This window comes from Mesorhizobium cantuariense, assembly GCF_042647205.1.
Taxonomy (GTDB): Bacteria; Pseudomonadota; Alphaproteobacteria; order Rhizobiales; family Rhizobiaceae; genus Mesorhizobium; species Mesorhizobium cantuariense.
On record NZ_JBHRVD010000001.1, the window covers coordinates 2,995,995 to 3,019,523 of the forward strand.

The 23,529-nt window shown below is 62.5% G+C and carries 21 protein-coding genes; 12 read left to right on the forward strand and 9 right to left on the reverse strand.

Annotation, left to right across the window (positions count from 1 at the left end; translation table 11 throughout):
- The first annotated feature begins 81 nt into the window (after nucleotides 1-81).
- Nucleotides 82-675 (forward strand): DUF2155 domain-containing protein, encoded by a 594-nt coding sequence (locus tag ACFOJ9_RS14280; protein WP_378979443.1) that lies wholly within the window; start codon nucleotides 82-84, stop codon nucleotides 673-675.
- A gap of 75 nt (nucleotides 676-750) precedes the next feature.
- Complete coding sequence (locus ACFOJ9_RS14285; protein ID WP_378979444.1) at nucleotides 751-1,137, forward strand: hypothetical protein; 387 nt, start codon at nucleotides 751-753, stop codon at nucleotides 1,135-1,137.
- A gap of 9 nt (nucleotides 1,138-1,146) precedes the next feature.
- Here ACFOJ9_RS14285 and aat read toward each other — a convergent pair whose 3' ends face one another.
- From aat to ACFOJ9_RS14315, 6 genes are all read right to left on the reverse strand, one after another.
- Entirely contained in the window at nucleotides 1,147-1,764 is a 618-nt protein-coding gene (aat, locus tag ACFOJ9_RS14290) for a leucyl/phenylalanyl-tRNA--protein transferase (RefSeq protein WP_183452866.1), read from the reverse strand.
- 12 nt (nucleotides 1,765-1,776) lie between these two features.
- Nucleotides 1,777-3,120: an acetyl-CoA carboxylase biotin carboxylase subunit gene (accC, locus tag ACFOJ9_RS14295; protein ID WP_378979445.1), complete on the reverse strand. Its 1,344-nt coding sequence runs from the start codon at nucleotides 3,118-3,120 to the stop codon at nucleotides 1,777-1,779.
- 10 nt (nucleotides 3,121-3,130) lie between these two features.
- Nucleotides 3,131-3,589 carry an acetyl-CoA carboxylase biotin carboxyl carrier protein gene (gene accB / locus ACFOJ9_RS14300; protein ID WP_378979446.1) on the reverse strand — a complete coding sequence of 153 codons (459 nt, stop codon included), beginning with the start codon at nucleotides 3,587-3,589 and terminating at the stop codon, nucleotides 3,131-3,133.
- A gap of 26 nt (nucleotides 3,590-3,615) precedes the next feature.
- Complete coding sequence (gene aroQ, locus ACFOJ9_RS14305; RefSeq protein ID WP_057145774.1) at nucleotides 3,616-4,050, reverse strand: type II 3-dehydroquinate dehydratase; 435 nt, start codon at nucleotides 4,048-4,050, stop codon at nucleotides 3,616-3,618.
- 150 nt (nucleotides 4,051-4,200) lie between these two features.
- A complete protein-coding gene (locus ACFOJ9_RS14310; protein WP_378979447.1) occupies nucleotides 4,201-5,004 on the reverse strand; it encodes a DsbA family protein in 804 nt (267 codons plus the stop codon).
- 61 nt (nucleotides 5,005-5,065) lie between these two features.
- Nucleotides 5,066-6,460 (reverse strand): M48 family metalloprotease, encoded by a 1,395-nt coding sequence (locus ACFOJ9_RS14315; protein WP_378979448.1) that lies wholly within the window; start codon nucleotides 6,458-6,460, stop codon nucleotides 5,066-5,068.
- Nucleotides 6,461-6,605: 145 nt separating this feature from the next.
- On the opposite strand from ACFOJ9_RS14315, the gene ACFOJ9_RS14320 reads away from it, so the two are divergent.
- Together ACFOJ9_RS14320 and ACFOJ9_RS14325 are read left to right on the forward strand one after the other, a co-directional pair.
- Entirely contained in the window at nucleotides 6,606-7,754 is a 1,149-nt protein-coding gene (locus ACFOJ9_RS14320; RefSeq protein ID WP_378979449.1) for a pyridoxal phosphate-dependent aminotransferase, read from the forward strand.
- Between the two features lie 4 nt (nucleotides 7,755-7,758).
- The gene (locus ACFOJ9_RS14325) at nucleotides 7,759-8,706 is read left to right on the forward strand and encodes a glutaminase (RefSeq protein ID WP_378979450.1); all 948 of its coding nucleotides are present in this window, start codon (nucleotides 7,759-7,761) and stop codon (nucleotides 8,704-8,706) included.
- Nucleotides 8,707-8,811: 105 nt separating this feature from the next.
- On the opposite strand, the gene ACFOJ9_RS14330 is transcribed toward ACFOJ9_RS14325, so the two are convergent.
- Nucleotides 8,812-11,778, reverse strand: coding sequence for an Rne/Rng family ribonuclease (locus ACFOJ9_RS14330; RefSeq protein WP_378979451.1), 2,967 nt, complete (start codon nucleotides 11,776-11,778; stop codon nucleotides 8,812-8,814).
- Between the two features lie 655 nt (nucleotides 11,779-12,433).
- On the opposite strand from ACFOJ9_RS14330, the gene ACFOJ9_RS14335 reads away from it, so the two are divergent.
- The 8 genes from ACFOJ9_RS14335 (at nucleotide 12,434) to ACFOJ9_RS14370 (ending at nucleotide 20,825) form a co-directional block, all read left to right on the forward strand.
- Nucleotides 12,434-13,696, forward strand: a complete 1,263-nt coding sequence (locus ACFOJ9_RS14335) for an N-acetylmuramoyl-L-alanine amidase (RefSeq protein ID WP_378979452.1) — start codon at nucleotides 12,434-12,436, stop codon at nucleotides 13,694-13,696.
- A gap of 213 nt (nucleotides 13,697-13,909) precedes the next feature.
- Entirely contained in the window at nucleotides 13,910-16,366 is a 2,457-nt protein-coding gene (locus ACFOJ9_RS14340) for a penicillin-binding protein 1A (protein WP_378979453.1), read from the forward strand.
- Nucleotides 16,367-16,483: 117 nt separating this feature from the next.
- A protein-coding gene (prfB, locus tag ACFOJ9_RS14345) for a peptide chain release factor 2 (RefSeq protein ID WP_378979454.1) occupies nucleotides 16,484-17,615 on the forward strand; the annotation gives its coding sequence in 2 pieces (ribosomal slippage) (nucleotides 16,484-16,549 and nucleotides 16,551-17,615; 1,131 coding nt in all).
- Nucleotides 17,616-17,655: 40 nt separating this feature from the next.
- Nucleotides 17,656-18,078, forward strand: a complete 423-nt coding sequence (locus tag ACFOJ9_RS14350; protein WP_378979455.1) for a GFA family protein — start codon at nucleotides 17,656-17,658, stop codon at nucleotides 18,076-18,078.
- 193 nt (nucleotides 18,079-18,271) lie between these two features.
- Nucleotides 18,272-18,649 (forward strand): hypothetical protein, encoded by a 378-nt coding sequence (locus ACFOJ9_RS14355; RefSeq protein ID WP_378979456.1) that lies wholly within the window; start codon nucleotides 18,272-18,274, stop codon nucleotides 18,647-18,649.
- A 114-nt stretch (nucleotides 18,650-18,763) separates the two neighbouring features.
- On the forward strand, nucleotides 18,764-19,132 hold the full coding sequence (locus ACFOJ9_RS14360; protein WP_378979457.1) for a GFA family protein: 369 nt from the start codon (nucleotides 18,764-18,766) through the stop codon (nucleotides 19,130-19,132).
- 176 nt (nucleotides 19,133-19,308) lie between these two features.
- Nucleotides 19,309-19,959, forward strand: coding sequence for an OmpA family protein (locus ACFOJ9_RS14365; RefSeq protein WP_378979458.1), 651 nt, complete (start codon nucleotides 19,309-19,311; stop codon nucleotides 19,957-19,959).
- Nucleotides 19,960-20,219: 260 nt separating this feature from the next.
- Nucleotides 20,220-20,825: a hypothetical protein gene (locus ACFOJ9_RS14370; protein ID WP_378979459.1), complete on the forward strand. Its 606-nt coding sequence runs from the start codon at nucleotides 20,220-20,222 to the stop codon at nucleotides 20,823-20,825.
- 158 nt (nucleotides 20,826-20,983) lie between these two features.
- On the opposite strand, the gene ACFOJ9_RS14375 is transcribed toward ACFOJ9_RS14370, so the two are convergent.
- Nucleotides 20,984-22,558, reverse strand: a complete 1,575-nt coding sequence (locus tag ACFOJ9_RS14375) for a DEAD/DEAH box helicase (protein WP_378979460.1) — start codon at nucleotides 22,556-22,558, stop codon at nucleotides 20,984-20,986.
- 192 nt (nucleotides 22,559-22,750) lie between these two features.
- Nucleotides 22,751-23,524 carry an NAD kinase gene (locus ACFOJ9_RS14380; protein ID WP_378979461.1) on the reverse strand — a complete coding sequence of 258 codons (774 nt, stop codon included), beginning with the start codon at nucleotides 23,522-23,524 and terminating at the stop codon, nucleotides 22,751-22,753.
- Nucleotides 23,525-23,529: the final 5 nt, after the last annotated feature.

Here is a 23,529-nt window from a genome sequence, read left to right on the forward strand (position 1 = left end):
TAGCTGCTTGCTGATCAGAAAACGGCGACTAGCCTTGGCGATCGATAGAATCACCCGGGCGCGAACCACCGGTACCCCTATATGAGCTTTTTCAGCCTGACATCGATGGGCGGCCTGATGGTAGCCGCCAGCCTTGCCGTCAGCACCGCGGCCTTTGCCGCTTCGCCTGAACCCGCCGCGCCGGCGCCGGCGCCGCCCGCGGGAGCGGAGCGGGTCACCAATCCTGTCGCCGAGTTTGCCGGCATCGACAAGATCACTGGCCGCATCATCACCTTCGATGTCTATATCGACGAGACGGTGCAGTTCGGTGCTTTGCAGGTGACGCCGCGTGTCTGCTATTCGCGACCGCAGACCGAAGAGCCGAAGACAGATTCCTTCGTCGAGGTCGACGAAATCACGCTCGACCGCAAAATCCGCCGTATCTTCACCGGCTGGATGTTTGCCGAAAGCCCCGGCCTCAACGCCGTCGAACATGCCGTCTATGACGTCTGGCTGAAGGAATGCAAGCAGAAGTCGGATGTGCCGGCGCCCGACGGCGCCAAGGCCGACGCGACCAAAGCTGACGCTCCCAAGCCCGCCGCAGCCCAACCGAAGGCCACGACCACTCCGGACGTGACAGAGCCGGATGTGACTGAGCCGGACGTTTCCGAACCCGATACGACCGACTCCAACTGATCCTCCGGAACCGCCCTGTCCATCACGCGTTGGATCACGGACGACCGCGCATTTATGCGCAAGGAGGATATTCCGATGTCAGACAGCAAGCGGATCACGGCCGGCAAGGAAGAGCTACTGGAACTCGAAAAGGGGTTCTGGACGGGCGACGCGGCTTACTACGCGGCAAATGCCGACACCGAATGCCTGGTGGCATTTCCGCAGATGGCCAAGGCGATGGACAATGCCGATCTCGCCAAGACCGCAACCAAGCCCAACCGCTGGCGGGACCTGAAGATCGATCTTAAGGGCATTATCGAGCCAGGCAGCGACATCATCATGCTGACCTACGAGGCACATGCGACACGCGAGAACGGCGAACCCTACGCCGCGCTGGTCAGCACCGGCTATGTCCATCGCGTCAACGGCTGGAAGATGATGTTCCATTCGCAGACTCCATTGGAAGCCGCCACCGGGAAGTAGGCTCAATCGTCAGGGATAGAATACGGCCTCGCCCTTCAGCGCGTCGGCCAGCATTTTTTCGTATTTTCCGCGCGGCACATCGACCGCGCCGAAGCGCTTGAGGTGCTCGGTGGTGAACTGGGTATCAAGCAGAGCAAAGCCGCGCGCCTTCAACCGCTCGACGAGATAATAAAGGCAGGTCTTGGAGGCGTCCGTCTCCCTGGCGAACATGCTTTCGCCAAAAAACACCCGGCCGAGCGACACGCCGTAGAGCCCGCCGACCAGCCGGTCCTCGCGCCACGCCTCGACCGAATGACAATGTCCTATCCGATGCAGTTCGACATAGGCTTCGCGGATCGGCGCATTGATCCAGGTCGAGCGCCGCTCCGCGCGCTTTTCGGCGCAGCCGTCGATGGTGGCTTCGAAATCGAAATCGAAACGGATGTCGAAAGGATGCTTCTTGATCGTTTTCCTGAGGCTTTTCGGCGCGTGAAAACCATCGAGCGGGATGATGCCGCGCGTCTCCGGCCGCACCCAGAACACCTCCGGGTCGCCGGCGCTTTCGGCCATCGGGAAGACGCCCGAGGCATAGGCCTTGAGCAGGAGGTCGGTGGGGATGCGATAGCCGGGTGCGTAAGGACGGGTCATCGCGTCTCCGCGCTACTCTTCCTTGGCCAGGTATTTTTCCAGCCAGTGGATGTCGTAATCGCCATTGGCGATGTCGGCATTGCCGACGAGATCGCGAAACAGCGGCAGCGTCGTCTTGATGCCGTCGACGACGAACTCATCCAGGGCCCGCCGCAGCCGCATCATGCACTCGACGCGGTTGCGCCCATGCACGATCAGCTTGCCGATCAGGCTGTCGTAATAAGGCGGGATCTTGTAGCCCGAATAGACGCCGGAATCGACGCGGATGCCCAGGCCGCCCGGCGTGTGGAAATGGGTGATCGTACCGGGCGACGGGGTGAAGGTGCGCGGGTCCTCGGCGTTGATGCGGCATTCGATGGCGTGGCCGTTGAACTTGATGTCCTCCTGCTTCACCGAGAGGCCGCCGCCGGAGGCGACGCGGATCTGCTCGTGCACGAGGTCGATGCCGGTGATCGCTTCCGTCACCGGATGCTCGACCTGCAGGCGCGTGTTCATCTCGATGAAATAGAACTCGCCATTCTCGTAGAGGAACTCGATGGTGCCGGCACCGGAATAGCCGAGATCGGCGATGGCCTTGGCGCAGATGCCGCCGATACGGGCACGCTCTTCGGCATTGAGGGCCGGCGAGGGCGCCTCTTCCCAGACCTTCTGGTGGCGGCGCTGCAAGGAACAGTCGCGCTCGCCGAAATGGACGCCGCGGCCAAAGCCGTCGCCAAACACCTGCACCTCGATGTGGCGCGGCTTTTCCAGATATTTCTCGATGTAGACGGCATCGTCGCCGAAGGCCGCACCAGCTTCCGTGCTCGCCGTCTGCAAGGCGATCTCGAGGTCAGCCTCGGTAAGGGCGACCTTCATACCGCGCCCGCCACCACCCGCGGATGCCTTGATGATCACGGGATAGCCGATCTCGGCGGCAATGCGCCTGGCTTCCTTTTGATCGGTGACGGCGCCGTCCGAACCGGGCACCACCGGAATGCCAAGGCGCTTGGCGGTGCGCTTGGCCTCGATCTTGTCACCCATGATGCGGATGTGGTCGCCGGTCGGGCCGATGAAGGTGATGTTGTGGGCAGCCAGTATGTCGGCGAACTTGGCGTTCTCCGACAGGAAGCCGTAGCCCGGATGCACGGCGTCGGCGCCGGTGATCTCGCAGGCAGCGACGATCTGATGGATGTTCAAATAGCTGTCGCGCGATGGCGGCGGGCCGATGCAGACGCTCTCGTCGGCGAGCCGCACATGCATGGCGTCGGCGTCGGCGGTCGAATGCACCACCACCGTCTGGATGCCGAGTTCCTTGCAGGCACGCAGCACCCGAAGCGCGATTTCGCCGCGATTGGCGATGAGGATTTTCTGGAACATCCGGCCCGCTCTACTCGATCACGACAAGCGGCATGCCGTATTCGACCGGCTGCGAATCCTCGAACAGGATCGCCGTCACCGTGCCGGCGCGCGGCGAGGGGATCTGGTTCATCGTCTTCATCGCTTCGATGATCAGCAGCGTCTGGCCTTCCTTGACCTTCTGGCCGACCTCGATGAACACCTTGGCGTCCGGCGACGGCGCCAGATAGGCGGTGCCGACCATCGGCGAGGTGACCGCATTCTTGGAAAGGTCTGCTACAACGGGCATAGCAACGGCGGCAGCTTGCGCCGAGGCAGGAGCATAGGCCGGCTGCGGCGCTGCGATCGCATGAACAGCCGGCGCCTGCCGCGATACGCGCACCTTCAGGTCACCCAGTTCAACCTCGATCTCGGTGAGATTGGTGTCGTTCAGTATGCCCGCCAGATCGCGGATCAGCTGCTGGTCAACACCGGTCTTCTTTATCGACATTTTCGAGCCTTCTGTTTGTTGGCCGGTCATAGGCGTGCTGCCAGCGCCTGCAATGCCAGCGTGTAGCCGAGCGGCCCAAAGCCACAGATCATGCCGACGGCGACCGGCGCGACCATGGAGACGTGGCGGAATGGTTCCCGCGCATGGATGTTGGAAAGATGAACTTCGGCGACGGGCAGCGGCGCTATGGCGCGGATGGCGTCGTGGATGGCGATCGAGGTGTGGCTGTAGGCGCCTGGATTGATGACGATGCCGACAGCCTTGTCGCCGGCTTCCTGTATCCAGTCGACAAGGTCGCCCTCATGGTTCGACTGGCGGAAATCGATCTCGAGCCCAAGCGCCGTGCCGGCCTGCTTGCAGTCGTCGGCGATCGCGGCAAGCGTCTTGCCACCATAGATGCCCGGCTCGCGCTTGCCGAGCGCGTTGAGATTGGGACCGTTCAGGACGAAAACCGTTTTCAAAAAAGCCGACCTTTCCCGGCGCCGGCATCAAGCCGGCGCGCTGGGCCCTCTATAATGGGCATAACCGCCCGCGGAAAGAGCGCAAGTGCGTTCTTTCACTGTCCACAACAGGCGGAAATGTGCCCGTGAGAAATGTGCTCGCGAGCAAGATCAGAGCGCGGCTTTCGCCGCCTCGATCTTTTCAGCCAGCACTTCCTGCCCGAGCGCCCCGAACACCACCTCGTTGCCGACCACATAGGACGGCGTTCCGGTGATCGCCAGCTTGTTGGCAAGGTCATAGGTCTTGGCGAGGGCCTCGTTAATCGTCGGGTCCTTCATCTTCTCGCGCAGCGCTGCTTCGTCGGCACCGAGCGACAGCGCGACCTTGATCGCCGACGCCTCGGTGGCACGCCCCTGGCCGCCGAGCAGCGCATTGTGGAACTCGCCGTACTTTTCCGGCATCATCAGGTGGAAGGCCATCGAGACGACGCTTGCCTTCTGCGATTCCGGTCCAAGGATGGGGAATTCCTTGAGCACGAAGCGCAGGTCCGGATCGGTCTTGGTCAGCGCCTGCATGTCGTCCATGGCGCGTTTGCAGAAGCCGCAATTGTAGTCGTAAAACTCGACGATGGTGACCTTGCCGTTCGGATTGCCGACGACGCCGTCGAAGGCCGAGTTGAAAATCTGGTCCTTGGCGTTCTTGATCACGCCGAGGTGGGCGATGCGCTGCTCTTCCTTCTGCTTGGCCTCCAGCGCGTCCTGGACCTCCAGAAGGACTTCCGGGTTCTTCAACAGATAGTCGCGGATGATGCCTTCGACCTCGCTGCGGTCGATCTTGGTGTCGGCCGCCGCCGTCTCGACGGGCTGCGCCGTACCAGCCTTAGCAATCTGCGGGCTTCCGGCCACGAATCCGAAAGCCAGCATGGCCAGGGCGACCGCAACCCCCGTGGTGCCCAGCAGCAGTGCTTTTTTCATCGTTCCTGTTCCTTTTACCTGTTTTCCGGTCTGGCTATGTCGCAGCGCGCGACCGGAAGGTTCACTTGATCTTGGTTGATGACCTGTAGTTTATGATATCCTGAGCGCGAAGCCAGCGCGGCTCGCCGCGTTTCATCTGCTGCTGCGCCCGCATGGCGAAAATCTTCGCATCCTTGTAGTTACCAGAATAGAAATGGCCCTCGGCGGTGGCAAGTTCGGCGCCGGGTATATCGCCCAGCTCGCCATAGGCCTGTGCAAGATAGCGATACCCGGCTGAGTTTTCCTTGTCACGCCCGAGGCCATTGTTGATCTGCACGACGGCTTTTTTCAGAGAGTCGGGTGTGCCGACCGCCATCAGCGCCTGACCCATGGACACCGGCAGCAAGCCGGACCGTGCCGTATCGAGGCTGACTGCCTTGGCATAGGCGTCCGCGGCTTCCTTGGGCTTGTTTGCCTTCATCAGGATGTCGCCGCGCAGTTCCTGGAAATAAGCGTTCTTCGGCTGCGCCTTGATCAGCGCATTGGTCTTGGCGAGCGCGGCGGCGATGTTGCCGAACAGGTAGGTCGACTGGGCGTCGCCATATAGCGCGGCGAGGGTCCCTTGCATCTTTCGCATCAGCCGCGACGCGGCGGCCTGGCCGTCCATGTAGACGGCGATCTTCACCCGCATCATGTCATGGCGCTGCTGCAGCGCAGGCGGGTCCAGCCTGTCGACGTTGGGGCTCTGTTTCACCAGCACTTCGAGATTGGAGATACGATCCTGCGGCATCGGATGGCTGATCCGGTAGGGATCGACCTGCGCGCCCGACAGCGACAGCGCCGTCTGGAAACGGTGGAACGTCTTCAGCATGCCCATGCCGGACTGGCCGGTGGCGTTGAGATAGGTGATCGCCGAGCGGTCGGCCGTCATCTCCTCGGTGCGCTGATAGGCGAGGATGCTTCGCTGTGCCATCTCGCCGCCGCCAGCTGCCACGCCCATGCCCGCACCGGCGAGGCCGCGGCTGTTGGTCGTTGCACCGGCGACGATGGCGCCGGCGCCAAGCAATGTCGCGATGATGGCCATCGTCTTGGCGCGTTCGAGCTGGTCGCGCAGCTTCTGTTGGTGGCCGCCGGCGATATGGCCGGCTTCGTGGGCAATGACGCCGATGATCTCGTTGGGCGTTTCGGCCGCCATCAGCGCGCCGGTGTTGATGAACAGCCGGCGCCCGGTGACAAAGGCGTTGAAACTCTGGTCGTTGACCAGAACGATGTCGATGCCGTCATTCGCCAGGCCGGCCGCCCTGAAGATCGGCCGCGCGTAATCGCGCACCAGCGCCTCGATCTCGGCGTCGCGCACCACCGGCACGTTCTGGGCAAAGGCGCTGACCGAACTCGCCATTGCAACGGCAACGCCAAGCGAAAGCGTCGCGAAGACGCGCGCTGCCTGGGCAATCGTCGATCTGGGTCGGCTCAACATGATGGCTCCACTGGTAGACGAGCGGGCGAAAGATGAAAAGTCGGCGCCGGAAACTTCCTCAACTTGTGATCCTCACATCAATCGGGCATTTGTGCGGCGCATGCGTCAGGGGCTTGGCGCGCTTGATCGTCGGGATAGGGATAAAATGGTCGTTTCACTCTCACACCGTGGCAATGTCGAGCCCTTCCATGCTATGGACATTCTGGCCGAGGCAAACCGGCTGAAGGCCCAGGGCGTGCCGGTCATTTCCATGGCCGTCGGCCAGCCGTCCGATCCCGCACCGGTTCTGGTTCGCGCGGCAGCAGCCAGGGCGCTGCAGGACGGACGCATCGGCTACACCGACGCGCTCGGCCTCGCCGCCCTGCGCAAGGCGATCGCCGGACACTACGCCGATCACTATGGGCTTGATATCGAGCCCGGCCGGATCGCGGTGACCACCGGGTCGTCGGCCGCCTTCAACCTCGCCTTCCTGGCGATGTTCGATCCGGGCGACCGCGTCGCCATCGCGGCGCCGGGCTATCCCGCCTACCGCAACATCATGGCCGCACTCGGCATCGACGTGGTCGAGATCGAGCTCGGTGACGCCGCCTATCTGCATGCCGGCCATTTGGAGACCGCGCATCGTGAAAAGCCGCTGAAAGGCGTCTTGTTCGCCAGCCCGGCCAATCCGACCGGCGCGGTCATTCCTGCCGATGAACTGGCGGCCCTGGTGAAGACGGCCCAAGAACTCGGCATCGCCGTCATCTCCGACGAGATCTACCATCGGCTGGCCTATGCCGCCCCCGACACCACGGCGCTTGCCTACGGAGGCGACGTGACGGTGATCAACTCGTTCTCGAAATACTATTGCATGACCGGCTGGCGCATCGGCTGGATGGTGCTGCCGCAAGACCTGGTGCGGCCGGTCGAGCGCGTCGCCCAGAGCCTCTACATCTCGCCGCCGGAACTGTCGCAGATTGCCGCGATCGAGGCGTTCAAGGCGACCGAGGAGTTGGAGGCGGTGAAAGGCCGTTACGCCTGGAATCGCGAACTCTTGATGAAACGTCTGCCGGAACTCGGCTTCCCCTTGGCAGCGCCCATGGACGGCGCCTTCTATGCCTTCTGCGATGTCACCAGGCATACCAACGACAGCATGGCCTTTGCGCGAAAAATGCTGGCCGAGGCGCATGTCGCGGCAACACCCGGCCGCGACTTCGACACCCAGGCGGGGCACCGCACGATGCGGTTTTCCTACGCCGGCAGCCACGACGACATGGTCGAGGCAATGGCGCGCATTGAACGCTGGTTGAGGTAGCACCATGCCGGAACTCGAACAGGCCCCCAAACTTGATCAGGCATTGGCCGAAGTCGCCGCCGAAATGGCCGATCGCACCGATCGCGGCGATGTCGCCACCTACATTCCGCAGCTGGGTAAGGTCGATCCGAAGAAGTTCGGCATCGCCGCCGTCACCAACGACGGCCGCGTGCTGATGGCGGGTGACGCCGAACAGGCCTTTTCGATCCAGAGCATCTCGAAGGTGTTCACCCTGACGCTAGCGCTCGGCAATGTCGGCGACGCGCTGTGGCAGCGGGTCGGGCGCGAGCCGTCAGGCAATCCGTTCAACTCGATCGTGCAGCTCGAGCATGAGAACGGCATTCCGCGCAATCCGTTCATCAATGCCGGCGCCATCGTCATTTCCGACATCCTGCTTGCCGGCCACCAGCCGCGCGAGGCGATCGGCGAGATCCTGCGCTTCATTCAGTTTCTGGCCGACGACGAAACGATCATCATCGATCGCGAGGTCGCGGCGTCCGAGCGCGCCACCGGCTACCGCAACTTCGCGCTTGCCAACTACATGAAATCCTTCGGCAATCTCCACCATGCGCCAGAGCTTGCGCTGGGCGTCTACTTCCATCATTGCGCCATCGCCATGAGTTGCCGGCAACTGGCGCTCGCCGGCCGCTTCCTCGCCAACGGCGGCAAGAACCCGGCAACCGGGCACTCCGTGGTGTCGGCCGAGCGGGCGCGCCGCATCGGCGCCATGATGCTGACCTGCGGCCATTATGACGGCTCCGGCGATTTCGCCTTCCGCGTCGGCATTCCGGGCAAGAGCGGCGTCGGCGGTGGCATACTCGGCATCGTGCCGGGCGTGGCGTCGCTTGCCGTCTGGTCGCCCGGCCTCAATGCCAATGGCAATTCCAAGCTGGGGTCGATCGCCCTGGAAAAGCTGGCCAGGATGATGAACTGGTCGATCTTCGCGCCGTAAAGCGGTTCGCGGCCCATCGGGATACCAGATAAGAAAAATCCCGCGCCGTCTTTCGATGGCGCGGGATTCTTTTTGTCAGAAAATCACTTCAAGTGGCTGAAAGGCTTAGAAAAAGCCCTTCCGCTGCCACCAGCCGGCGCGCTTCGGCTTATCCTCGGCCTTGGCCGCGGGTTCTTCCGCGACGGTCGAAGACACCACGGGTTCGACCGACGCATTCACCGCCGCCGCCGGCTTGCGCCGCGACGGGCGGGCCTTCGGCGCCTCCTTGACAGGCGCGATGACTGCCTCGTCGGATGCGGTGACTGGTGTCTCGACCGGTGCTTCTTCCGCGACCGCTTCGGCAGCCGGCTCCTCGGCGACGGCCTCGGCCGCGGCCTTCTTCGGCTTGGCGGCACGACGGGGCTTCTTCGGCTTCTCTGTTGTCGGCGCGTCGTCATTGGCCGGAGCAAGCGCCACCGGCTCTTCGGCTGATGCGGCGATTTCCGGCTCGCTGGCGATCACCTCGGTTGCGGAGACTTCGAGTTCGGATGCGTCGGCTGTTTCGCCAGCACCTGCCTCGGCCTCGCCTTCGCCGTCTTCGCGGCGATTGCGTTTACCGCCGCGCTTGCCGCGCCGGCGCTTCTTGCCCGGGCCTTCATCCGAAGTGCCTTGGCCTTCGTCCGAAGCCTCAACCGTTTCCGACGTTTCGGCGACACCAACGGGGACGTTATCGTCCGCTTCCGCGTCGCTATCGCTGGCGGCCGAGTCGGAGAACTCATCGGCCGACGCCGAGACGGAAGCACCGTCCGCAGGGGCGCCATGTTCGCGGTCGCGATCCTTGCCGCCGCGACGGCGCCGACGCTTGCGGCGCTTGCGGTCGCGGCCTTCGCCTTCTTCGCCACCGGCAGCGGGCCGTGGCTGTTGTTGCTGCGGCTGCTGGCGTGGCCGTTCGGCCTGCACCGGCGCCTCATCGTCTTCCTCGACGACGACAATCTCGTCCTCGGGCTCTTCCGGCTCGACATAGGCCGGGAAGCTGCGCGCCTCGACAAAGCCTTCCGGCTTTTCAGCCAGCGCGCCGCGGAAGATCGCATAGTGCTGCGAGCCGACCGAATCGTCGGCTTCGACGGTGATCGTCAGCCCGAAGCGGCTTTCGAGTTCCACCAGCGTGCCGCGCTTGTGGTTGAGCACGTAGAGTGCGGTCGCCGCCGGCGTCCGTACCGTGATGTGGCTGCGCGAATCCTTGAGCAGGAATTCCTCGGTCGCCCGCACCACCATCAGCGCCACCGACGAATCGGACCGCACATGGCCGGTGCCGCCGCAATGCGGGCAGGGCTTCATGGTCGATTCCAGCACGCTGGCGCGGATGCGCTGGCGTGACATCTCCATCAGGCCGAAATGCGAGATGCGGCCGACCTGGATGCGCGCGCGATCGTTCTTGAGGTGATCCTTCAGCCGCTTCTCGACGGAGCGGTTGTTGCGATTCTCCTCCATGTCGATGAAGTCGATGACGATCAGGCCGGCGAGATCGCGCAGCCTGAGCTGACGCGCGACTTCCTCGGCCGCTTCCAGATTGGTGTGGAGCGCGGTGTCCTCGATCGAGTGCTCCTTGGTGGAGCGGCCCGAATTGACGTCTATGGCAACCAGCGCCTCGGTCTGGTTGATGATGATGTAACCGCCGCTCTTCAGTGTCACCTGCGGCTGCAGCATGCGGTCGAGCTGTGCCTCGATGCCGTTGCGCACGAAGATCGGCGTCGTGTCGCGGAATGGCTGAACCACCTTGGCGTGGCTCGGCATCAGCATGCGCATGAAATCCTTGGCCTCGCGATAGCCTTCCTCGCCGGACACAAGAATCTCGTCGATATCCTTGTTGTAGAGGTCGCGCACCGAGCGCTTGATCAGGCTGCCTTCCTCATAGACCAGGGCAGGGGCCGTGGACTGCAAGGTGAGATTGCGGACATTTTCCCAAAGCCGCATCAGATATTCGTAATCGCGCTTGATCTCGGCCTTGGTCCGGCTCTCGCCGGCCGTGCGCAGGATGACGCCCATGCCCTGCGGCACTTCGAGATCGGCAACGACCTCCTTCAGGCGCTTGCGGTCGACCGCGCTGGTGATCTTGCGCGAAATTCCGCCGCCGCGCGCCGTGTTCGGCATCAGCACCGAATAGCGGCCGGCAAGCGACAGATAGGTGGTGAGGGCCGCACCCTTGTTGCCGCGCTCTTCCTTGACGACCTGCACCAGCAGGATCTGCCGGCGCTTGATCACTTCCTGGATCTTGTACTGGCGGCGCACCGGCTTGCGGCGATTGCGCACCTCTTCCAGCGCATCCTCGGCGCCGACCGATTCGACTTCGTGATCGTCCAGATGAGAGGACTGCACTTCCTCGAGCATGCCGCGATCATTGTCGCCGGACGTGGCTTCGCTGCCCTGTTCCGCTTGCGCAACGGTTTCGGAAATCACATCGGCTTCGACCGAGGCTGCGATCGACGTCGGACCGCCTTCGCGAGGTTCGGCTTCGTCGTCATCGGCGGAACCCTCGCCATGTCCGGACGCATCGGCATGTTCGGACGTATCGGCCGCGTGTTCGATGATCTCGGAGGTGTGGGAGATCTCCTCGACAACGATGTCGCCATTGTCGCTGCCTTCGCTTGGCTCGCTGGAACCTTCGCTTGCCTCGTCGGAATCAGTTGCATCGCGCTTGTGCTCACCGCGGTCGCGGGTCTTGCCACCGCGCCGACGGCCGCGGCGTCCACGATCGCGGCTCTGGCGATCATCGCCGTCGCCGTCCTCGTTCTCCTCGTCTTCTGCTTCTTGCGCTTCCGCGCGCAGCAGCGCCTGACGATCGGCGACCGGGATCTGGTAGTAGTCGGGGTGTATTTCACTGAAGGCGAGAAAACCGTGACGGTTGCCGCCATATTCGACAAAGGCTGCCTGAAGGGAGGGCTCTACGCGCGTTACGCGGGCTAGGTAGATGTTTCCTTTGAGCTGCTTCTTGTCCTGGGATTCAAAGTCGAATTCTTCAATACGGTTACCGCGAACGACGACAACGCGTGTTTCCTCCGGGTGGGAGGCGTCTATCAGCATTTTGTTGGGCATTATTTCGTTTCCCCCCGGCAGCCGTCAGCCGCAGCTTGCGAGGCAAAGCCTGCTGCTGCGTGTCTGGAATGTGGGTGCCGGATATTTGAACGTCCGCCGGCCGCCGCTTGAGCGCCATGGCGGTGCCGCCCGCAGCCATAATGGCGCGGTTTGATGCGGACCTTTCCATGATTGCGCTTGAAGCCATCGTCACCAGCAGAACCTTTTGAACCAAAGCCCGGACGAACCGGACCAGCTTGTTTGCTCATACAGAGCCGGCGCGGGAACAAACCCGGCCGTTTTCCTCACGCAGGTGATTCCCCCGCCACGGGCTAGCACCTGCGAAATTCGTCGCGATCACCTGAACCCTTTTCGCGTGAAGCGAAAGGAGCCGCCTTTTTCATCTGACCCTGTAGCAGGAAGCTGCGGAGGAGGGCGGTTCCAGGATTGCAGTGATCCACCATCGCTTTTATGATTTGGCGGGGTGGAAGGCAACCCCGATTTCCGATGCCGGCAAAAAGCAGTTCCGTTGCGTAAGTCTGGGCTTCGACCCTTGCGTGAAAAGGCTTGGTTAACCTTCTCTGGATACCAATCGTTAATCGAGTTCGCGGCCTAACCGGCTTTTCGACGAAACGACGGGGCGCCTGGCGCCAAACCGGGAGCGACTGGAAGAGAAATGGGATTGGCAGACTTCACAGACAAGGGATGTCGTGTTGGCGGCCGGATTCTGGCCGCTTTCTGCCTCTTGCTGCTGCTGACGATCTCGTCTGCCTTTTCCTCGATTGCCAATGCCGCCGACGCTCCGCTGGTGGCAAAAGGCTACAAGATGGCGGGCGATGCCACCAAAATGCGCATCGTCATGGATTTCGATCGCGAACCCGATATCAAATGGTTCCTGCTGCGCGGTCCCAACCGCCTTGTCATCGATCTCGCGAATACGAGATTCGCCATTGACGCCAAGGACTTGAAGGCGCGCGGCTTGGTCAAGGGCGTGCGCCTGGGCGAGCTCGGCGAGGGCGTTTCGCGGCTGATCCTCACCGGCAAGGGACCCTTTGCCGTCGACAAGCTCGATGTGCTCAAGAACGAGGACGGAACCGGTTACCGCATCGCCATCGACATGTCGGCAGTCTCCGCACGCGAGTTCGATGCCGCACTTGCCAATCAGGCGCTGACCACCGGATCGACGGTTTCGACCGACAAGGGAGGGCGAGTCGGCACCGGACCGGTCTCCAATCCGGGCCATCGCTTCACCGTCGTCATCGACCCCGGCCATGGTGGCATCGACGGCGGCGCCGAGGGCCTGAACGGCACCATCGAGAAAAACGTCACGCTCGCCTTTGCCAGGGAGCTGCGCGACAAACTCGCGGCCGTCGGCAATTACGATGTGTTCTTGACGCGCGACACCGACGAATTCCTGCGTCTGGACGATCGCGTGCGCATTGCCCGGCAGCATGAGGCCGACCTGCTTATTTCCATCCATGCCGACACAATCAGCGTCAAGGGCATTCGTGGCGCCACCGTCTATACCGTCTCCGACAAGGCTTCGGACCCCCAGGCGCAGGCGCTTGCCGACCGTGAAAACCTCTCCGACCAGTTCGCCGGCATGGAAATCAAGAACGACAACAAGGAAGTCACCGACATCCTGATCGACCTGATCCGCCGCGAAACACACAATTTCTCGATGAGTTTCGCGCACACGCTGGTCGGCCAGCTGTCGACCAGCGTCGGCCTCATCAACAATCCGCAGCGTTCGGCGGGCTTCAAGGTGCTGAAAGCACCCGATGTGCCATCCGTGCTGGTCGAACTGGGTTATCTCTCGAACGCCAAGGACGAGGCACAGCTGCTCAACGCCGACTGGCGGGGCAAGGCGGCCCAGAGCATAAGCAATGCCGTCGCGCTTTTCGCTTCAGCCAAGGCCGGAGCGAGGGCCGGAGGCTGACATGACGGGCGGCGCCTGCAACCAGAGGCAGCGTTGCGCGACGACAACACCCGGTGCTTTTATTTCCGGCTCGTGGCTGCGAAATCCGGCATTGCCGTATTTTGTCCACATGGTGGCGACAAGGGTTTTCGATTGCGGATTGGGACCGGCTCGAAAGCTTGCGCGAAAGGCGGCTTCGTTTAGGAAATTCCCGAACCAAGGACTGGAGCGGGTATGATTCGTCTCATTGGCTATTTTTTCGGCATCGGCACGACGCTGGCCCTTCTGGTCGCGGCGGGCGTTGCCATCTACATCGGCCACTTGTCGAAGGATCTGCCCGACTACGAGGTGCTGGCCAAATACGAGCCGCCGGTGACCACCCGCATCCATGCTTCCGACGGCGCGCTGATGGCCGAATATGCGCGCGAACGGCGCCTGTACCTGCCGATCCAGGCCATACCGGATCGCGTCAAGGCGGCCTTCCTGTCTGCGGAAGACAAGAACTTCTATAACCATCCCGGCATCGACGTGACCGGCCTCGGCCGCGCCATCATCGTCAACCTGCAGAATCTCGGCTCGGGCAGGCGTCAGGTCGGCGCCTCGACGATCACCCAGCAGGTGGCGAAGAACTTCCTGTTGTCCTCGGACCAGACCTACGAACGCAAGATCAAGGAGATGATCCTCGCCTTCCGCATCGAGCAGGCCTATCCCAAGGATCGTATTCTCGAGCTCTACCTCAACGAAATCTTCTTCGGCTTCGGCGCCTATGGCGTCGCCGGTGCGGCGCTGACCTATTTCGACAAGTCGGTCAACGAGCTGAGCGTGGCCGAGGCCGCCTATCTGGCTTCCCTGCCGAAGGGGCCGAACAACTACCACCCCTTCAAGCATGCCGATCGCGCGCTGGAGCGCCGCAACTGGGTGATCGACCAGATGGTCGAGAATGGCTACGTCACGCGTGAGGAAGGCGACAAGGCCAAGGCCGAGCCCCTGGGCGTGACGCCGCGCCGCAACGGCACCTATCTGTTCGCCGGTGAGTACTTCACCGAGGAGGTGCGCCGCCAGATCATCGCCCGTTACGGCGAGAATGCACTTTACGAAGGTGGCCTTTCCGTCCGCACCACACTCGATCCGAAGGTCCAGCTCATCGCCCGCAAGTCGATGCAGAACGGGTTGATGAAATACGACACCCTGCGCGGTTATCGCGGGCCGGTGAAATCAATCGACGTGTCCGGCGACTGGGGCGTGCCGCTGGGCAACGTCAAGGGGCTGGAGGATGTTCCAGAATGGTCGCTCGCCGTCGTGCTCGACAGTTCGGCGACCGGCCTGTCGATCGGCCTGCAGCCAGCGCGCCAGGCGTCGGGCGAGATCGTCAAGGAACGCGTCGAAGGCACCGTCAGCAAGGAGGACATGGGTTTTGCCATGCGCCATGTGGTCGACGGCAAGACCGTCAAGGCCAAGTCGCCGGCGGAGGTGTTGAAGCCTGGCGACGTCATCTTCGTGCAGAAGAACGATGGCTCCGATGGCGCCTACAGCCTGCGCCAGGTTCCCGAGGTGGAGGGCGGCCTGATCGCCATGGATCCGCATACCGGCCGCGTGTTGGCCATGGTCGGCGGCTTCTCCTACGCGCAGTCCGAATTCAACCGCGCGACGCAAGCCATGCGCCAGCCGGGCTCCTCGTTCAAGCCGATCGTCTATTCGGCCGCGCTCGACAATGGCTATACGCCGGCCTCGGTGATCATGGACGGGCCGATCACCATCCAGAGCGGCAACACGACCTGGACGCCAAAGAACTACGACGGCACCGTCGCCGGTCCGGCAACCCTGCGCTCCGGCATCGAGAAGTCGCGCAACCTGATGACGGTGCGGCTGGCCAATGACATGGGCATGAAGCTGGTCGTCGAATATGCCGAGCGCTTCGGTGTCTACGACCATCTGGCGCCCTATCTGCCGATGGCGCTGGGCTCCGGCGAAACGACCGTAATGCGTATGGTGTCGGCCTATTCGATCATGGCCAATGGCGGCAAGTCGATCAAGCCGTCGCTGATCGACCGCATCCAGGACCGCTACGGCAAGACGGTGTTCAAGCAGGACGAACGTGGCTGCCAGGGCTGCAATGCACCCGAATGGCAGAATCAGTCGGAGCCGGAACTGGTCGACAATTCCGAGCAGGTGCTCGATCCGATGACCGCCTACCAGATCACCTCGATGATGGAAGGTGTCGTGCAGCGCGGCACCGGCGCCACCATCGGCGAACTTGGCCGCCACATCGCCGGCAAGACCGGAACGACCAATGACGAAAAGGACGCCTGGTTCATCGGTTACACGCCCAACCTCGTCGTCGGTCTCTATATGGGGTACGACACGCCCCGCGGCCTTGGCCATGGCGCGACCGGTGGTGGTCTCGCGGCACCAATCTTCAAGGATTTCATGCGGGTGGCGCTCGACGGCACGCCCAATGTCGACTTCAAGGTCCCGGAAGGCATGAATCTGGTCGCCATCAATCGCAAGACCGGCATGCGTGCCGCATCGGGCGATCCCGGCACCATCATTGAAGCCTTCAAGCCGGGCACCGGTCCCGCCGACAGTTATTGGGTGATCGGCATGGGCGCCGACGGCTCCAATGCCACCGGCGGTGCGCTGTCGCCGCAGGCCAACCAGGCCATCCAGTCCGGCGGCGGCGGCCTCTACTGACGATTTTTACGAGCGGATGGGCTGGCCTTGCGCCAGCCCATTTTGCTTTACAGCCGGCGGCGGCCTGCCTATGTATCGCGCCGACCGATTTCAGCAAACAGGACAGAACAGCCAGCCATGCGCGCGGAAACGCAGAATATTGTCGATGAGATCAGGCAGGCGATAACCCTGCTGAGGAGGCATCTTTGACTGGGATCAAGCCATAAAGCGGCTTGAATACCTCAACGTGCGGGCCGAGGACGCCAGCCTCTGGAACGAACCGCTGGAAGCGCAGAAGCTGATGCGCGAACGCCAGGGCCTCGAGGAAGGCATCGCCTCGGTGAAAGGTCTGACACAGGCGCTGGAAGACAATATCGGCCTGATCGAGCTCGGCGAGGAAGAGGGCGACGAGGGCGTGATCGCCGAGGCGGAAGCCGCGATCCGTTCGATGCAGGGCGAGGCAAAAGCCCGCCAGGTCGAGACGCTGCTGTCGGGTGAAGCAGACTCCAACGACACGTATCTGGAAATCCATGCCGGTGCCGGCGGTACCGAAAGCCAGGATTGGGCGTCGATGCTGCTGCGCATGTACACGCGCTGGGCCGAGCGGCGGCGCTTCAAGGTCGAGGTGCTGGAAGTGCATGACGGCGAAGAGGCCGGCATCAAGTCCGCCACGTTGATGATCAAGGGCCACAATGCCTATGGCTGGATGAAGACGGAATCGGGCGTGCATCGCCTGGTGCGTATTTCGCCCTATGACAGCAATGCGCGTCGGCATACGTCCTTCGCCAGCGTCTGGGTCTATCCGGTCATCGACGACACGATCGAGATCGACGTTTCCGAATCCGATGTCCGCATCGACACCTATCGCTCGTCAGGCTCCGGCGGCCAGCACGTCAACACCACCGATTCGGCCGTACGCATCACGCATCTGGCCACCGGCATTGCGGTCGCCTGCCAGGCGGAGCGCTCGCAGCACAAGAACAAGGCCAAGGCCTGGGAGATGCTGCGTTCGCGCCTCTACGAGGAAGAGTTGAAGAAGCGTGAGGCGGTTGCAAACGCCACCGAAGCGTCAAAGAGCGATATCGGCTGGGGTCACCAGATCCGCTCCTATGTGCTGCAGCCCTATCAGCTGGTGAAGGATCTGCGCACCGGCGTCGAGAGCACCAGCCCGTCGAGCGTGCTCGATGGCGATCTCGACGATTTCATGGAAGCCTCGTTGTCGCAGCGCATCGAAGGCGGTGCGGGCGAAGCCGTGGCGGACCTGGACTAGAATCTGAACAGATCCCGGCGTGGAGGCAAAGGAGGAACGGGTGACCAGCAAGCTCACCGGAAAGTGCTTTTGCGGCGCGGTTCACTACGAGGTCGCGGACGAATTCATCTATGCCGTGAATTGCCATTGTTCGAACTGCCGGCGCACCACCGGTTCGGCCTTCAAGCCTGTCGCCGGCATCGAACGCGGCAAGTTTGCTCTCGCCGCGGGGCATGACAAGCTCCTGATCTTCGGCGACGAAAGCGGCCATGACGCGCATTGCGAGCTGTGCGGCTCCTTGCTTTATTCGCTCGTGCGCGGCGGCGCCTACGTCCATGTCGCCATGGGAACGCTTGTCGACAATCCGGCCATCCGCCCGACCGCGCACATTTTCGTCGGCTCGAAGGCGAGCTGGTTCACCATCACCGACGACCTGCCGCAATATGAAGAGCACGTGGTGGCTGCGGGATCCGTCGACGAATAGGCTTCGGCCGGCCACGCAGCAATTTCTTGCGCCGACTCACATTTGCGCTCACCATCACCCATATCGAGGGAGAGACAAAAAGCATTTATGGCCGGGCGCGGCATATCTGCAAGCTGACGATCTGGCCGCTGGGAAGACACGTTCCGGGAACGGGCAAGCGAAGCGCTTGATACTCGTTTGAAAGGATCGTTCCATGTCTGCTGCCACATCCAGATCGGCCAATGCCGTTCAACCGGCTGGCCGACTTCCTTTTTTCCTGTTCGCAATCGGGGCGATCGCAATGCTGACGGCACCTGCCGTCGCGCACGACGCCACGCCGACGGCGGCAAAGCCACAAGGCTGGAGTTATCCATTCGCCTGCTGCGCCGACTATGATTGTCGTACGACCCATACAGGCGAAGTGCTGGAAAAACCCGAGGGCTATGTGATCGCCGGCACGGGTGAGGTTGTTCCGATGAGCGACAAGCGCGTCAAGGAGAGCCCGGACGGCGAGTTCCACTGGTGCGCGCATCAGGCCGGTCTCGACGCCGGCAAGACAATCTGCCTGTTCGTGCCGCCGCGTTCCTATTGACGGGAAGGCGGCGTTCGGCGGTCCAACGGCGATAGCTGGCAGACGGTTGTCAGGAGCGTTCCTTTATGTTGCCTTTGCCGCACGGGGCAGCGGGCAATGGAGAGGAAAGCGTTCATGACCATCAAGGCAAGCTGTCATTGCAAGGCGACGACGTTCGAGGTTTCGCAAGCACCGCAGACGGTGACGCAATGCACCTGTTCGTTCTGCTCGAAACGCGGTTCGCTCTGGGCCTATTACATCCCGTCGCAATTCAAGCTCACCACCCCGGTGGAGAACGTTTCTTTCTACCGGTGGGGGTCAGAAACCGTAAAGCACGGTTTTTGCGCCACCTGCGGCTGCGGCACCTTCACCGAAACGCCGGACTGGTCGACCGGCGAGCCGGATTTCAACAATCCCAAGATCAGCGTCAACGCGCGGTTGTTCGATGATTTCGCTCTCGAAAAGGTCGAAGTGGTGGTCATCGATGGCAAGAATCTCTGGTAGCCTGATCTAGACCATTCCGGCACGGCGATGCGGCGCTATCGCCGGGGATTGGTCCTCCGGGAAAAGCCGTGGGCTGCGCTTTTGCCGTTCCGCTTTTCGCCGCATTTCATGGTACAAGTCGCCAGAAGGGCTGATTTGGCGCCACCGCAAGGCGTGACTTGGAGAGGGACCATCCTATGAAAAAGACTGTGCTCGTCGTCGTGGCGACGGCTGTGCTCGTGAGTGCCTGCACCACCACCGATCCGTATACCGGCGACCAGAAGGTCTCCAACACGGCGGCCGGCGCCGGCCTTGGCGCCCTGGCGGGTGCCAGCCTTGGCCTGCTTGCCGGCGGCAATGACCGCCGCAACGCACTGATCGGCGCCGGCATCGGCGCGCTGGCCGGCGGCGCCATCGGCGCCACCATGGATCAGAACGAGGCCGAACTGCGCCGGCAGCTCGAGGGCACCGGCGTCAGCGTCACCCGTAGCGGCGACCAGATCATCCTCAACATGCCGTCCGACATCACCTTTAACGTCGATCAGGATGCGGTGAAGCCCGGCTTCTACCAGGTCCTGAACTCGGTCGCGCTGGTGCTGAAGAAGTTCAAGCAGACCACGGTCGACGTCTTCGGCCATACCGATTCGACCGGCGGTGAGCAGCACAATTTCGACCTGTCGCAGCGCCGCGCGCTGGCGGTCGCCAATTATCTGTCCGGCCAGGGCGTCGATCAGCGCCGCTTCGCCGTCACCGGTTTCGGCAAGACGCGTCCGGTCGCATCCAACGCGACGGCCGAAGGCCGCGCCCAGAATCGCCGTGTCGAGATCCAGTTGTCGCCGCTCACCTGAGCTCTGTTCGGCAAGCGAATGTGAAACGGCCCCATGTGCATGTGGGCACCCCATGTGGGCCGTTTTTGTTTGAGCGGATGTCGGCGCTCTTCAGATGGCGTCGTTGAATTAGTTGTTGCTAAAACACCGCTTTCCCGCAGCCCTGGAAAGGAATAGCATCCTCGCTGTTCAGGAGAGGATGAGGCGGTACAACTGGCCGCGCAATAGCATTTTTTCCGCCTCGGTCTTGCACGGCCAGAACAGAAATCTGGGAGGAATGCATGACAAGAACAGCCAGCCTTGGGCGCTGCGGCGTCCTCGTTTTAACAGGTTTCGTAGGCGCATGGTTGGGCGTCGCTACGGCCCGGGCCGAGGAGGCCAACAAGGCCGACATCGATGCCTTGAAAAAGTCGCTCGCCAAATATGAGGACTACACCGCCGCCGTCCGCGACCTTTATCTGTCGACAGTCGGCTGCGTCTACTACAGTGGGGAAAAGATAGCGGGTGCGATGGATTACCCGAAGGGCGCCATGGGCATCCATTTCGTCAATGTCCCGAGTGTCGGCCAAAAGCTCGACCCGATGCGTCCCAATGTCCTGATCTACGAACCGACCAAGAAGGGCTTGCGCCTGGTGGGCGTGGAATGGCTGGTGCCCCTGACGCCGGACACCAAGGAACCCCCGAAGCTGTTTGGCCAGACCTTCATGGGCCCGATGGAGGGACACTATCCGCTCATCCCGAAGGAGTTCGTCCACTATGACCTTCACGCCTGGCTCGGGGACAACCCGAACGGCATGTTCAGTCCGACGAACCCGAACGTGGAATGCAGCACGGCCGAGTTCCCGATGCTGGAAAAACCGACCAAGATGATGCCTGGACCGATGTAACGGGCGAGCCAGGCAGGGCATGTCGCTCAAAGAGTGGCCCCGGTTTTGGGACAATGACATGCAAGTGCGTCGTCTAAGTCCGTTCGAACGCGACGCGCTTTAGGAACTTACCAAGAAGGCAAGCCGGATGGCTGGCTTGCCCTCAATGCGATCGGGGATCAGACCTTGGCGACGATCCGCATGAAGGCCGGCATGTCATCGCCGAATCCGACGGTGGAATCGTTGTCTTCCTGGTGGCGTTGGCGGGCAGGGCGGCTGCTGTCGCGCTGCGGTCTGGTGTCGCCGCGCTCGGGTGCGCGCTGTTCGTTGCGATCGGATGATTTACGCTCGGTGTTCTCCGAACGGATCGCTTCCTTACGCGAGCGCCGTTCGCCGATGTCGGCGGCCTCGGCCACCGGCTGATCCTCGCGTACCGTTTCCGGTGCCGCATCTTCGCTGTGCTTGGCGTGGCGTTCGCGTGGTTTGCGCTCGCCCCTCTCCTTGCGGTCATCGTCCTTGCGACCGGCGCGGCGCGGCGCGCCCTTGCCACGGCGAGGAGCGTCGTCCTCGCCTTCGCTGGCGACTACTGTCGACAGGTCGCCGTCATGCCACTCGATCTTGTTGCCGATCAGCCGTTCGATGGCGTCGATATATTTGGTGTCCGATTTGGTCGCGATGGTGAAGGATTTTCCAGAGCGCCCGGCGCGGCCGGTACGGCCGATGCGGTGAACATAGTCCTCGGCATGGATGGGAACGTCGTAGTTGAAGACGTGGCTGACATCGGGGATGTCGAGGCCGCGCGCGGCGACGTCGGAAGCGACGAGGTAGCGCAGCTTGCCGTCGCGGAAATTGGCCAGCATCTGCATGCGCGCGCGCTGGTCCATGTCGCCATGCAGCGCACCGGCGTCGAAATCATACTTCAGCAGCGAGCGGAACAGCTCCGCCACCTCGACCTTGCGGTTGCAGAAGATGATGGCGTTCTTCAGCTCGGCGTCTTCGGCCTTGATCAGGTTGCGCAGCGTCTCGCGCTTGTCCCATGGCTTGGAGCCGGACTTGACCAGGCGCTGGATGATGTTGGTCGCCGCGGACGCGGCCTTGGAGACCTCGACGCGCACCGGCGCATGCAGGAATTTCTCGGTGAGCTTGGTGATTTCGGGCGGCATCGTCGCCGAGAAGAACAGCGTCTGCCTGGTGAACGGGATCATCTCGCAGATGCGCTCGATGTCGGGGATGAAGCCCATGTCGAGCATACGGTCTGCTTCGTCGATGACGAGGATCTCGACGCCGTTGAGCAACAGCTTGCCGCGCTCGCGGTGGTCGAGCAGGCGGCCGGGCGTCGCGATCAGCACGTCGGCGCCGCGCTCCAGCTTCTTGTCCTGTTCGTCGAACGACACACCGCCGATCAAGAGCGCGATGTTGAGCTTGTGATTCTTGCCGTATCTGATGAAATTCTCTTCGACCTGCGCGGCGAGTTCGCGCGTCGGCTCCAGGATCAGCGTGCGCGGCATGCGTGCGCGAGCCCGGCCTTTTTCGAGGCGGGTCAGCATTGGCAGCACAAAGGAAGCCGTTTTGCCGGTGCCGGTCTGGGCAATGCCCAAAATATCCTTGCCGAGCAAGGCGTGCGGAATGGCACCAGCCTGAATCGGCGTCGGCTGGGTGTAGCCGGCGTCGGTGACTGCGGAAAGAACCTTCGGCGACAGGCCGAGGTCTGCGAAGGTCAACGCTTCTGGAGCGATCGTGGTGTCTGAGGACAAGTGTTGCTGTCTTTGGCTGGTTCGGGGAAGCGCAACGGCGTCTGTCGCGGCAAGCGCCACGCGCCTGCAAGATTGGTAATGCAATTAGGAGCAAGCCCTCGATTTGTCAACAGAAACGGGCAGCAATGGCACGATTGTGAAGTTGTAACCTTAATCGGGATGCTTAATCGAGCTGCCGGTCGCAGCGCCGGCTCAATACCTGAACTGTTCCGCGAGAATACGCTCGTTCCAGGAATGATTGGGATCGAACAGCAACGTGGCGGTCGCAGTCGGTGATTCCCGCACCGTTACCGAGGTCACCGCCTTGACCTCGGTATGGTCGGCGGCCGCGTTCACCGGCCGCTTTTCCGGCTCGAGAATGTCGAAGCGCACGGTCGCCTTGTTGGAGAGCAGCGCGCCGCGCCAGCGGCGCGGGCGAAACGGGCTGACCGGGGTCAGCGCCAGCAGTGGCGCATCGAGCGGCAGGATCGGCCCGTGCGCGGAAAGATTGTAGGCGGTGGACCCGGCAGGCGTCGCGATCATCACACCGTCGCAGCTTAGTTCCTCAAGCCTGACCTGCTCGTCGACGGTGATGCGGATCTTGGCCGTCTGATAGGATTGGCGCCACAGCGCCACCTCGTTGATCGCCAGCGCCGAAATCGTCTCACCTTCCGAGGTGACGGCCAGCATTTCCAGCGGGCGGATCGTTTCGGCGACGGCGGCCGCGAGACGCTCGGTGAGGCCACCGGACCGGTATTCGTTCATCAGGAAACCGATGGTGCCCCGGTTCATGCCGTAGACCTTCTTGCCGGTCCCCATCGTGTCGCGCAGGGTCTGCAGCAGGAAGCCGTCACCGCCAAGCGCAACGACGATCCCGGCATCCTCGACGGAGGACTGGCCATAGCGCGCCGACAGGCTTTCCAGCGCCGTCTTGGCGTCAGCGGTGTCGGACGAGACGAAGGCGATGCGGCTGGCGGCTTTGCTCATGGCTC